This is a genomic window from Mesorhizobium ciceri biovar biserrulae, assembly GCF_001618845.1.
Classification (GTDB): Bacteria; Pseudomonadota; Alphaproteobacteria; order Rhizobiales; family Rhizobiaceae; genus Mesorhizobium; species Mesorhizobium ciceri.
The window spans coordinates 976,687-989,171 of the sequence record NZ_CP015064.1 but is presented as its reverse complement, the minus strand read 5'-3'; the positions used below and the strand labels follow the sequence as shown (position 1 = coordinate 989,171).

At 56.8% G+C, this 12,485-nt stretch carries 9 protein-coding genes and 1 pseudogene; 2 read left to right on the top strand and 8 right to left on the bottom strand.

Annotated features, from left to right (window positions below; all coding sequences use genetic code 11):
- Window positions 1–171: 171 nt before the first annotated feature.
- Window positions 172–420, bottom strand: a complete 249-nt coding sequence (locus tag A4R29_RS04465) for a DUF982 domain-containing protein (RefSeq protein ID WP_027162803.1) — start codon at window positions 418–420, stop codon at window positions 172–174.
- Window positions 421–975: 555 nt separating this feature from the next.
- Here A4R29_RS04465 and nodU point away from each other — a divergent pair.
- Window positions 976–2,661: a nodulation protein NodU gene (gene nodU, locus A4R29_RS04460; protein ID WP_027162804.1), complete on the top strand. Its 1,686-nt coding sequence runs from the start codon at window positions 976–978 to the stop codon at window positions 2,659–2,661.
- Between the two features lie 950 nt (window positions 2,662–3,611).
- Here the strand turns inward: nodU and A4R29_RS34450 are convergent.
- The 4 genes and pseudogenes from A4R29_RS34450 to A4R29_RS32635 form a co-directional block, all read right to left on the bottom strand.
- Window positions 3,612–3,752 (bottom strand): hypothetical protein, encoded by a 141-nt coding sequence (locus A4R29_RS34450; RefSeq protein WP_161491067.1) that lies wholly within the window; start codon window positions 3,750–3,752, stop codon window positions 3,612–3,614.
- Between the two features lie 529 nt (window positions 3,753–4,281).
- The gene (locus A4R29_RS04455) at window positions 4,282–5,187 is read right to left on the bottom strand and encodes a LysR family transcriptional regulator (RefSeq protein ID WP_027162806.1); all 906 of its coding nucleotides are present in this window, start codon (window positions 5,185–5,187) and stop codon (window positions 4,282–4,284) included.
- Window positions 5,188–5,238: 51 nt separating this feature from the next.
- A complete protein-coding gene (nolL, locus tag A4R29_RS04450; protein ID WP_063173568.1) occupies window positions 5,239–6,360 on the bottom strand; it encodes a nodulation factor fucose acetyltransferase NolL in 1,122 nt (373 codons plus the stop codon).
- Window positions 6,353–6,771, bottom strand: a pseudogene (locus A4R29_RS32635) (GNAT family protein). The gene nolL and the pseudogene A4R29_RS32635 overlap by 8 nt, the downstream one beginning before the upstream one ends.
- 302 nt (window positions 6,772–7,073) lie before the next feature.
- Between A4R29_RS32635 and A4R29_RS04445 the strand changes: the two are divergent.
- Window positions 7,074–8,015, top strand: a complete 942-nt coding sequence (locus tag A4R29_RS04445; RefSeq protein ID WP_027162808.1) for a LysR family transcriptional regulator — start codon at window positions 7,074–7,076, stop codon at window positions 8,013–8,015.
- Between the two features lie 406 nt (window positions 8,016–8,421).
- On the opposite strand, the gene A4R29_RS04440 is transcribed toward A4R29_RS04445, so the two are convergent.
- The 3 genes from A4R29_RS04440 to A4R29_RS04430 all read right to left on the bottom strand — a co-directional run bounded on the left by A4R29_RS04440 (window position 8,422) and on the right by A4R29_RS04430 (window position 12,312).
- Complete coding sequence (locus tag A4R29_RS04440) at window positions 8,422–9,051, bottom strand: FMN-binding negative transcriptional regulator (protein WP_027162809.1); 630 nt, start codon at window positions 9,049–9,051, stop codon at window positions 8,422–8,424.
- Between the two features lie 492 nt (window positions 9,052–9,543).
- Entirely contained in the window at window positions 9,544–10,203 is a 660-nt protein-coding gene (nodB, locus tag A4R29_RS04435; protein WP_027162810.1) for a chitooligosaccharide deacetylase NodB, read from the bottom strand.
- A gap of 93 nt (window positions 10,204–10,296) precedes the next feature.
- On the bottom strand, window positions 10,297–12,312 hold the full coding sequence (locus tag A4R29_RS04430) for a carbamoyltransferase family protein (RefSeq protein ID WP_027162811.1): 2,016 nt from the start codon (window positions 12,310–12,312) through the stop codon (window positions 10,297–10,299).
- Window positions 12,313–12,485 lie beyond the last annotated feature (173 nt).

Below are 12,485 nucleotides of genomic sequence, written 5' to 3'. Positions count from 1 at the left end.
TGCGTGCTGATCACCTACGGATCGACAGGTCTCGACGCGAATCACGTCCTCGTCAGCGCGTGCGATTGGCAGAACCTCCATATCGGCGAGGGAGGAAGGCTGCGTTCCGAGCCCACCCAAATTTCTGCGACCTCCACTCGAAGCATCAAAGCCTTGATGCGCTAACAGCATTCAATCGCTGCGCAGGATCTTTGCTTCAAGCGCGGCTGCCACAAAAGCCTTTCGAGCAGCTGGTGGATGGGCCTTGCCACGCAATACCTGCAGACAAGCGTCCATCGCTACCTTCCGTTTCTCGGTCCGACGATGAAGGTCACGCATCAGGATAGCCGCCGCCTGGTTGACATCGAATACGATACGCTCGGAACTGGGGCGGCCAACCTGAACAACGACCGCCCTCTCAAATCTCTGCAAGCCGGTCATGTCTCCGCCCCCCAAGGCGATCATCCGTCAAAAGAGCCCAGCTCGTCTTTACCGAGCCAACCCGGTGCCACTGCATCTGCGAGCCGAGACAATGCCCTTTCTACCGACCCCGCGCTAGCCCGACACGCGCTTAGCCGCTCTGTTCCGCTGCCGATCTGCAGGCGGGATATTAAAGAAGCCGAATAGGCCCTTTGGGCGCGGCCTTCGCCGAGAAAAATCTTTTCGACCAGAGATTAAAAAGTAGCTTGATCGAGGAAGGCTCTCTTCTAGGCGTCCATCTTCGTGCTCAGCACGCGCACGCTCGGTGCCGAGGGAGCGTGGCACCTTGCGGTGGACATCCCTTCTCACTGTGCCGCACAGCGCTGCCTCGCAATTGCGTGTCAGCCATCTTGTCTCGACCACACGGCAGATCTGATCATTCACCGCGCGGATGCCTCACATCCAAACAATCTAGTTTACCGCCCCCCCATCACCGCGCATAGCGCGACATCAAAACCCACGGCTATGTTTCTCAGCCGTTTCCTGCGGTCACTCTCACTTTGAGTAGGATCTACTATGCGCATTTGCGGTATCAAGCTGACGCACGACGGGGGAATCGCTGTCGTGGAAGACGGGAGATTAGTCTTGTCCATCGAGCAGGAGAAGCTCGACAATAACGCACGATACCAGCATATCGAGCGGCTTGAGACGGTCGCCGCCGTTTTGGCGGAAAACGGGCTTGCTCCGCGCGATATCGACCGGTTCGTTATTGACGGATGGGACGGTGAAATTCAGTCGGAATTCCAAGTTCTGAGTAACGGCTCCCCTATCACTCTCAACGGCGCACCATACGTGGAGCGGGACGCCGAAAATCCCCTGACAGCCTATCACGGTTCCGGTCTCATGCTCGACAATGAGGCATTTTCTTATGAAAGCTACCCGCATGTTCTTGGGCACGTTGCTTCCGCATACTGCACCAGCTCATTTGCGAAACGAGAGGAACCAGCATTTTGTCTGGTTTGGGACGGCTGCATCTTTCCGCGGCTTTACTACGTCGAGCCAAGTGGAGCCCGATTTGTTGGGTGTCTGTTTCCGATGATAGGCCATGCGTATGCCGCTGCGGGCCAACATTTTGGTCCTTACAAGCGAGAACTGCGGACTGGCTGGGATCTCGGTATCGCCGGCAAGTTGATGGCATATATCGCGCTCGGAGTGGTCCATGAACACATCGTGAAGGTGTTTCAGGAGCTTTACGACGACCATTTCGCCGGGGATACGGACCTTGCACTTGGTTACAGGGAGAATAGCCACAGCGAAGACGCGCTACTCACGGCTGTGCACAACTTCTTCGATGCAAGCGCGTCGCGGTTAATCCCCGAAACGCCCGAGGACATACTTGCTTCGTTCCATGCCTTCGTTGAGCGTCTTCTCGTCCGGGGGATGACCAGCGCGCTGCGTGGGTGCTCGGTTCCCAAAACCCGAAACCTGTGCATAGCCGGCGGATGCGGGCTGAACATCAAATGGAACAGCGCCCTGCGGGCGAGCGGTTTGTTCGACGCAGTTTGGGTGCCTCCGTTTCCAAACGACAGCGGATCGGCGATCGGTGCCGCTTGCTGCGCGCTGGCCGCCGACAAAGGTTTCGTGCACCTCGACTGGTCAGTCTACAGCGGGCCAAATGTGAGCCATGGCAAGGTTCCACCTGGTTGGCAATCTGCTGCTTGCAGCCTGAAAGAACTTGCCAGCGTGCTGGCCGACAACAAGCCTGTTGTGTTCCTTGCAGGCCACGCAGAGCTTGGTCCACGTGCTTTGGGAGGCAGAAGCATCCTGGCGGCCGCAACTTCGCCGGAAATGAAGGACCATCTCAACAAAATCAAAGTTCGAGAGCACTTTCGGCCGGTAGCGCCAATATGCTTGGAGGATCGTGCACCTGACATGTTTGACCCCGGCACGCCGGATCCTTACATGCTGTTCGATCACCGAACCCGTTCGGAGTGGAAAGAAAAGATCCCGGCGGTCGTCCATCTCGACGGAACTGCGCGACTACAGACAGTTTCAAGAACATCTGAACACCCAATTGCTGAACTTCTGATAGAATATGAGAAGCTCACGGGCATTTCTCTGCTCTGCAACACGAGTGCAAATCTTAATGGACGTGGTTTTTTTCCGGATGCGGCTGCCGCCTGTGAGTGGGGATGCGTAGACCACGTTTGGTGCGAAGGGTTGCTGTTGACCAAGACAGGTGCAAGTCAATTCGAGGGCTGAGCGCCAGGCTGCGACACACCTGAGTTGCCGCGCTCTAGCGCTGCAATCGCTGGCAGCATCGCTGAGGGAGCCTGATACTGCGGGTGTGTGGCCCCTTGAAGCTGCCTAGATCTGAAGAACGAATCTGATCGATGGCCGACAGAGCGCAGAGACTGTGCGGTTAAGCTGGCAACTTAGTGATGTGCTGGAGGATAAAAGGGCCTGCACGGCCCTTTGCTCGGCCGAACCACTCCGCCACGGCGCCGGGCATGTAGCTGACCACGTTGACCCCGACACCCTCCGTCAGTGTCAGGAAGTCGGAGTAGAGGTTCCACATCCTCGGGCATGCGTCTTGCATCGTCCACGTGCGGGATCGGTTGCAGCAACCCGATGCCGAAGAGTACAATTGTCAGCACGGTCACGGGGCGAAACCCAGCACAGACCGTCAATGGCCGGGCACTCCGGATGGATGGCCTCGGCCCCACTTTCTGGTCCCCAGGTAGCTATCTTCTGGCGTATCGATAACTTCGCCACGGCGACCCTCAAACGAACTGGACCGCAGTCGGCTGAGATCGGCCAGCACCAATTCGCGCTGTGATATGCGTTGAGTAGACTTGCTCCGCGCGGCGGCATCGGCGTGGTGGCAGGCGGCACACTTTTGAAGAGCGCCTTGCCGATATCCTGGACCCGGTCGGGGAACAAAGACTGATGCGTTCGCTTCCCTCGACGAGGCAAACGTCGAAGAGTGTTTGGCACCTCCCGACGCCGGCGACTGCCCGCGTTTGATTGAGGAGAAGCGGACCGCACGGGTCGTTGAAACCTCGACATCGGGGAGCTCCCCGCCGGCAATTCCGAGGCGAGTCCAGGTAAGGGCGGCGTATGACCGCGGCCGGCAGGAACGCACGCTGTGGGTTTGGCAGGGCGGCTATAGGGGACCGACCACGCCTTCCAACAGAAAGGCTCCCAAGCACTCAGCAATGCCTCGGCGGTTCCTTGTCGAGTTGCAGTTCGACCTCATCATCGTCATCCGTGATCAGCAGCAAGGTGCCTCTTAGCGGGTTGTACGACGTGACCAGCACATCGTCGTCCTGGAACTTGACTTTGCGGGCCATAATTTCCGACCTCCGTTGCTCGAGCCGGAATGTCGCACTAGCCGCAGTAAAGAAAGTATCGAGAGATCCTGCCCCTAGCTTGCTGGCAATCGATCGAGCGATGCGGTAGTCAAATTGGCGTTTTTGGCGGAGTGATCATCATGCCCCTGCAAATACTGGGCTCTGTGCGCTCGGTGCCCGAAGCAGAACCAATGCGGCTCTTACCTTTGGCTTGGCAAAGCCGAACGGCCCACCCATCCCACATCCGGCAGACTCGTAATATCGTTTTCGACCCGTGCCCGCTCGCCCGGCATTGCCGTCAAGCCTTCCGCGAGCCTCATCGGTTCGTCGCTCATAGCGGTTGATCAGCCCTACCAAAGCAGGATGACATTGGGCTGTTTGGTGATTTAGACCGCCTGACGCACGCCAGTGCAGCACGCCGCACCGGGCGGCTGGCGCGATTGCATCTTCAGCATCGCCGGGAAATCAGCACCACACTGTCATGCAAGATCACCGAATTGCATGCCGTTGACCCGGAGCGCCTGCGGCTTCACATGCGGGATGCCTCCTGCAACATTATTTGCCGCATCCAGACGCTTGCCGGATCACTGTTGTGAAGGGTGGGCCATTGGACGGCCTCGGTGAACGTGGGTAGTGGCCGCGGAAGTTCCACGATCCGCAGAGGGAAAGTCTTCTTGAAATGCTGAACCAGCCGGAAGGGCATCGTCGCTATACGGGCTGTGCCTGAGACCATTGGCGGGATCATGCTAAAGGCCGGCACGATAATCTCGACATGTCTCTTGAGACCATTTTCAAGCAAAAACTGTTCCTCGATGGATGGCATCTGCGCACGGCCGACCCTGAACGCAATGTGCTTCATCGACACGTACCTCTCGAATGTAAGCTGCTGTGGCAGCTGCTTGTTCGTGGGGCAGCCTACGCACACGAATGTCTCGTCGAACAGCGACGCTCTAGGATGGGCGCTCGACATGAACAATTCCGGAAGAATCAGAAAATCGACGTCACCGCGCCGGAGAAGCTCATCGAGATCGTCGTCGAGCGGCAGCAATTCGAAGCTGACGGCGGGTGCTTCGCGTGCAACACGCTCCACGACCTTTTCAAAAAACACCAGTGTGACGAAATCCGAAACTATGATCCGGAAGCGGCGATCGGATTGAGCCGGTTTAAACGGATCCCAAGAAATAATCGAGCACTGGATGTGAAAGAGAGCGCCGCGAACGGCGGGCGCGAGTGTTTCCGCACGTGGGGTTAGAACGCGTTCGCGGCCTCTCATCGTAAACAGTTCATCGTTGAAATAATCGCGCAGCCGGCCGACGGCCGCGCTCATGGCCGGCTGACTTAGGTTGATACTACTTGCCGCCGCCGTGAGGTTGCGCTCGGTCAGCAGTGCGTCGAGCACAACGAGAAGGTTCAGATCAAGGCCTTTGAAACGCATGCCTCATCTGTCCGTAACGTGGTTGCTTGTCATCGCGACCATTGTGGATGGCTAATTTATTGCAGATTGAGATTTGAGCAGACGTGGGTGTGGCGGCGCTCCGACAAGGATCTGCGACACATATCCAAGGTCGCGCGCAATCTTGCGAATTGCCATCGCTGCGGCGACAATCGTCACTCCAACCACACTTGCGAACGCAATTCTGGTCGTGAGATTCCAGGTTTCTCCAAACTGGATGAAATCCATGAGGCGAAACGCGGCACCCTGAACAAGATAAAAGAGCAGCGTGCTCTGACCGAGCTCCATCGCGACAAACTGAGCTATTCTAGTTGAAGAGGCAGCTCTCCAGCATTGGACCATAAACTGCATTGCCACCGCAGAAGCCGCTGCAGAGCCAGCGAACATCAGCAGCACTTGTCTGGCTGACTCTTCATCATTGATCAAAACATGATTGTTGAAGGCGTATGTCTGCTTATCCCACAGAAGTAAGGATATGAAAGCTATTTTCGAAAGTAAGAATACAAAGGTCGATTTGTGGGTCCAGATGATACTTTTATGCCATCCAATTGGCTGGGCAAACAAGACCCCCAAACAATAAAATGGGTAGGTGTATCTTACCAACGGGGTTATTGACAATGTGATGGGCGCGAATGCGACCCCGATTGCGGACGCGCTTATGATCCACATCGGTAGCCGTTTGGAGGTTGCAAAAACACGAACTAGAACGAATGAAATAAACGCCGCCCATATGAACCAGTATGTTCCGATGACTTCCTTCGATAGATCCAGCAATACGTCAGTTTGACTCTTCGTTGGATAAATCGTAGCGGACTTTAGTGCGAAAATAAATGCACACCAAACAAACATTGGCAGCAATAACTGTACTGCTCGATCACGGACCCCTTGAGTGAACGGTTTTTGAAAAATTGCCCCAGAAGAAACATATCCACTTATCGCCATAAAGAGCGGCATATGAAATATGTATATTACGTTATAATACGGAGATATCCAGAAGTCGTCAGTACCTCTATAAATTACATATTGCAATAAGTGCCCAATTACTACCAAAGTAATTAGTATACCTTTGGCGAAATCGAGACTTAGGTCTCGGTCCTTTATTTCCGCTGGGCGCGAGCCGCGTCCCTTCGCTCCGACTGTTATTTGATTAAGCATCAGACTCAAGCCCATCTGTCGCGGTTGCTACCAGCCGATCCTGGGCACGGCGAGCGCGCCAGTTTCGGTGAAAAGGATTGAAATTTGCGCGAATCGCAGCGTGGTATCGAAGGCCGACTGGCTGCAACCGAGCGGACAAATTGCAGGAACTGATCGCAAAAGCTGGAGCGCAGTGGCGGTCGCGATCAAGTGTGACGACGCGACCGCCCGGCCCCATTGTCGCCAGGCCGGCTCTGCAGAACCTCTCGCTACGGTTCCGCAGAGCGTGCCGAACCGTACTAAATGGAATGCCAAGCTGCTGCAGCACCGGACGCATGATGCGGATAGAATGGCTCATTCGAGTCTCTCAAGATCCGGATGCACACTGTACAATCCGAGTTCGCCTACCAAGAAATCAATCTCCCCAACCATGATGAAACGGCGGGGTCCAGGTGAGCCACTGCGCTGTGCAGATACGGCCGATTTCGCGAACCTCCGGACTTGCACCGGCCCAGCTACGACCACCTGAAGCCCTTATCGGCCAAATAGGCTTCTCGGAGATGGAGGAGAGTTCGATATAATCGGCGACTTGCAAGTTATTTCCCAGCACACGCTACAGAAGCAGTGGCCTGATCGGGTGCATCTCAGGTGCGGTCGTCTATGCAGCGCCCTGGAAGTTTGGTAAAATCGATTGTTTAGATCGCGAGCATCCACGCTATGGATAAGTGAAAGCGATGCGCTTCAAAGGCCTTGATCTGAATCTTCTCGTTGTGCTCGACGCACTGCTGACCCAGCGCAACCTCACGGCGGCGGCAAGCAGCATCAACCTAAGTCAGCCGGCCATGAGCGCGGCCGTCGGCCGGCTGCGCGATTATTTTAAGGATGAACTGTTTACGATGAACGGCCGCGAACGTGTTCTAACCCCACGTGCGGAAACGCTCGCGCCCGCTGTTCGCGGCGCACTCTTGAAGATCCAGAGTTCGATTATTTCTTGGGATCCGTTCAATCCAGCTCAGTCCGATCGCCGTTTCAGGATCACCCTTTCCGATTTCGCCACACTCGTGTTTTTTGAAAAGGTCGTGGAGCGTGTTGCACGCGAAGCACCCGCCGTCAGCTTCGAATTGCTGCCGCTCGATGACGACCCCGATGAACTTCTCCGGCGCGGTGACGTCGATTTTCTGATTTGTCCAGAATGGTTCATGTCGAGCGCGCATCCAAGAGCGGCGCTGTTCGACGACAAGTTCGTGTGCGTAGGCTGCCCCACGAACAAGCAACTGCCGCAGCAGCTTACATTCGAGAGATACATGTCGATGAGGCACGTTGCGGCCAAGTTCGGGCCGACGCTGAAAGGCTCGATCGAGGAGCGTTTTTTGCTTGAGCATGGTCTCAAGAGACGTGTCGAGGTTATCGTGCAGGCCTTTAGCATGATCCCGCCGATGGTCTCAGGCACAGCCCGTATAGCGACCATGCCCTCCCGGCTGGTTGAGCATTTCAAGAAAACCTTCCCACTAAAGATCATTGAACTTCCGCTGCCGCTTCCCGCATTTACCGAGGCGCTGCAATGGCCCGCCCTTCATAACAGTGATGTGGCAAGCGTCTGGATGCGAGAGATATTGTTGCAGGAGGCGTCTCTAATGACTTCTCCGCGAGACGCCAAAAAGGGTCGCAAGCCCTGATTGACACCACGTCTCACACCGGCGCTCGTGTCAACCGGCGTGTCGATCGAGATAGTCGCGAACGTGCGTCTGCGAGGTCGTCCTACGGGTGGGCTGCGTCGACAAAGGCTACGAATGAGGGGGGGGCGGGGTCCCCATACCCGCCATCAAGCAGCGCCCGGTCTGGCTGCCGTGGTCGGAACCGACTACCTATTAGGGCGCGATCCGGGTAGATCCAACGCTCATGCTGGTTCCGTCCGACGATGGCTCCTGGCCTCCGCAAGCCGCCTCATATCGGCGAGTTTGCGAGCGTGCGCGCGGCAACATAGAAGATGCCCGGACCGGGCGTGAAGGCGAGCACGGAGGTCGCGGCGGGGTACAGGGGCGATGGGGTCAGTTCTGGCATGATGAGTCATTGCGACAAAGTTCATGATTGTTTTGGGATGAGAGCGGCGATCTCGCGGTCAGATGCCCGCTCGCTTACCGCGAGGCCCGCAGCCACGCCAGCGCGGTCGGCCGCGTTCCGGTTCTGACTCAGTTTGCGCTTGCTCTCCAGCCTCGTGATCGGCATGCGCAAGCCAACAATGCCGCGGAGTTGCGCCTGTACAAAATCCGGCGGTGCATCCGACACCGCCCAAGGCGAGGCGCGCTTGCCCTCGTGGTGGTCAGTCAGACGTTTCACGACGTCCAGCAGTCTTCCCGCATGCTCGAAGAACTCGACTGGACCATAGGCGTGGACGGCGACGTAGTTCCAGGTCGGGACGACCTTCCCAGTTTCCCGTTTGGTCGCATACCATGCCGGCGTCACATAAGCGTCCGGCCCCATGAAGATGGCCAAGCCGTCGCCCATCGGGGGAACATGGCACTGGGGATTAGCCTTCGCGAGGTGCCCGTAGATCACGCCGTGCTCGCCCTCGCTCTCATCAAGCAAGAGCGGCAGTGGCGTTGCGAGCGGCCCTTCCGCCGTGACTGTAACGAAGTTCGCCAGCAGCGCCGCGCGGATCGTCGCGCGCACGCACTCCTTGTCGTCGTCGCGGAAAGCGGGAGGGATGTACATCACGAAACTCCTTGCGTCACCAATCACATACCGGCGAACCTGGCCTGCTGGAAACAGCCAGTCAGAAGGTATCGACGTGGTCCAGTTGCGCAAGATGAACATCGCGCGCCGGATCTTTGGGGGTGTGCGAGTCGGAGACCCCCTGGGTCATTAGCAGCCGAGGTGGGGTGTATCCCGCATAACGGCAATGGAGATTAGTTAGCCAAACCTTTGTGCAAGCACTCCGCACCCCGGAGGGGTCGCGCTATGTAAGCCTCTGCAAGCCCAATGAAATGATCTAAGACAAAGTGAACCGTTTTGAAACGATCGTCGAAGAGGTTCGGGCCCTGGCAGGCGAGAGAGCTTGCGCGGGCCCGCACTATAGCAGGTGAGGACAGACGTCTAGGCTTTCAACGGGTCGGAGCCGATCAGTTCGTCCGGTGGCATAAAACCCTATAATCTTCATAAGCGACACTAGGTACTGTCTGGGAAAGCAGGTCAGGATCTCGCATTTCAGTGATGTTCTGGAAGCGAGCGAAATTCATATCCGCAGGCATCTAATGCCGGAATCAGATTGGACAGCGCCGTTACGGTCTGGTGACGCAGACTGGCTTGAGTGCTCCATCTGGACTCGTCGGGAGGGCAACCGTCGTGCAAGAGCACGATTGCGCCGGGCCGGACCGCGGCGAGCACTGAATCGACGATCGCGTCGGCGCCGGGGCGCGTCCAGTCTTTTGGATCTATCGACCAGTGAAGAGCCGCCAGCCCGGCGATCTCTGAGGCAATGAATACTTCCTCGCTCCAGGCGCCGTATGGCGCGCGAATGTGGCGGACCGAGGCCTGGGGGCATGCTGCCATGATGGCACGGCTCGCCTGAAACACCTCACGTTGGACTTCGCCCAAGCCGCATTTGGACAAATCCGGATGAGACATCGTGTGGTTGCCTACCTCATGCCCTTCTGCGATCATTCGCTGGACTAGGTCCGGGTGCTCCGCGGCGTAGGCACCAATCACGAAGAAAGTTGCTGACACCCGATTTTGCGCCAGCACATCGAGTATCTGTGGCGTGAAAATTGGATCGGGACCGTCGTCAAACGTCAGATGGACGCTCCGACGGCCGGTTCCATCAGCGCATTCACTCCGCACCTCCTTTCTGTCATCAAGATGTTTCATAGAACCCTCGCCTCGGCCTACTGGATCGGAAACAGTCATATGAAGGTGCAGACCGGTGTTCCGGCCCTGTCATCGGTCGTCCAGGATTTGGCATCAGTTTTGGTGGACGCGAGCAGCTTGCGAGGGATGCATCCTAACATGGCGCTGCTCCCACAATCGTCGCAGCTCTCCGGTGAGAGCCTCGCGCTGGGCTTGATCCCGCGTAATTGTGTCGAGGAGATCCGCAAGCACGGCTTCGCCTTCGATCCGCGTCAAGAGATCGAACAACTCACGTGAAATACGCGCACACTCACGGTGATCCGTTCGGATTTCGCAGACGGTCTCGTGGCGATCCTGTGCCGTGTATTCGTGGACTTTATGCAGGGATACATAAGGCGGCAATGAAACCGCGAGCGCAGTCCAATCCTGCAGTGTTGCGGGCCGTTTTTTGACGAGGTACGGCCCGACCACAAGGCCATCCAGCTCCGTGGTCAGGAACGTAGCAATCGAGTCTGCAACTGAATCTACGATCGGCTCGGCATTGTTGTTAAAGGACGTATTGAGCAAAATTGGGATGCCTGTCCGCTGCTTGAAGGCATTGATGACCTCCCAGTAGGCCGGACTGGCCTTGCGCGATACTGTTTGCAGCCGAGCCGTACCATCGACATGCGTGATGGCGCCGAGCAAATCACGCTTGGAATCGCGAACACGAACAACGAAATTCATGAAGGGAAATTCGCACGCACTACCGGGGAGGTCGAAAAATTCGCGCGCATGCTCCTCCAACACTGATGGGGCGAACGGGCGATATCCTTCCCGCTTCTTGACCATAGCGTTGATCCGGTCCTTGTTTGAAGCGGGCCTGGGGTCGGCAAGAATGCTGCGATTTCCGAGCGCTCGCGGCCCGAACTCCGAACGACCTTGCACCCAGCCGATCACGGCGCCACCGACCATCCACTCAGCTGCCCTATCCGCCACCTCCTCAGTGCGTTCAAACTCCAGGTGCCCCGCCCATGCCTTCAGTTCCTCTTCGACAGCGTGATCGCTCGCGAGTTCGGGCCCCCAATAAACCTCCTGCAATCGCGCACGCGGCGCGGGGCGGCCCAGCTCGTTAGACACGATTAGTGCTGCGCCTAAAGCGCACCCAGCGTCATGCGATGCGGGCTGCACGAAGATGTCTTCGAAAAGTCCTGAATAGAGCAGCTTGCCGTTCATGGAGCAATTGTGCGCAACTCCGCCGGCCAGGCACAACCGAGTCATCCCGGTGGCCTCACGATAATGGCGAAGAATGTGAAACACGATGCGTTCGAGCGCTTCCTGTAACGACGCACTCACATCCTTATGCTGCTGAGTGAATGGCATTCCCTTTTGCCGGACCTGAATGTTGCGGAGCAAAGTCGGACCGATGCGGTCCAGGTGGACGCGATACTCGCCGTTTGCAGAGAGTTCATAGAACTGCTCGAAAAGCTCGCGATAGGGAACGGGATCGCCGTAGGGGGCAAGCCCCATTACCTTGTATTCATCGAACAAGCCGTAGCCGAGATACCGGATCGTCTCGAGATAAAATTGCCCTAGAGAATTGTTCTCCGGGAAAGTCGCGAGTTGCGTAATTTCAGTACCAGATCCTACCGCCACAAGGCCCGACAGGAAATCACCAGAGCCATCAACCGCGAAAATCAGACTTTGCTCGAAGCCGGACATTGCGAAAGCACTCACGGCGTGCGCCTGATGATGACTTACGAATGAGATACGCGAAGGGTCGATCTCGGTACCGAACTCCTGCGCCAATAGGCTCTGCATCAACAGTTTAGCATCCAACGGAATGGAGGCGTCCGGCTGGGAAGAAAGCATGTTTTCGAGCATGGCGTTGCTATAGTCTTCGCTAGCGTAGAACGCCACACGATCGATTTCGCTGAGCTGAACCCCAGCTGCGGAAAGACAGTATTGAGCCGCACTAATTGGGAGCTTGTTGGAGTGTTTGATCCTATTGAGGCGCTCCTCTTCTACGGCCGCAATGACCTGTCCGTCCCGCACGAGTACCGCGGCGCCGTCGTGCATGAATGTGTTTGAAATCTGAAACCTGTTTTCATAGACTTTGTCCAATCCGCCGTTCAATCCTAGACACAGCATCTCACTCTCCATTTGTCATACAGGAATACTAAATTGGCCGGTCTCGGTGCCGTTCGATCAGAAAGACAGGCCGAGTTGTCGTTCGCGCCAGAACGCCGGCCAAAGATGACGGCCTCAAAGAAATTCTCTTGAGTCCGCCGGGATCAACATAAGATCCTGTGCTCGAGACGCCG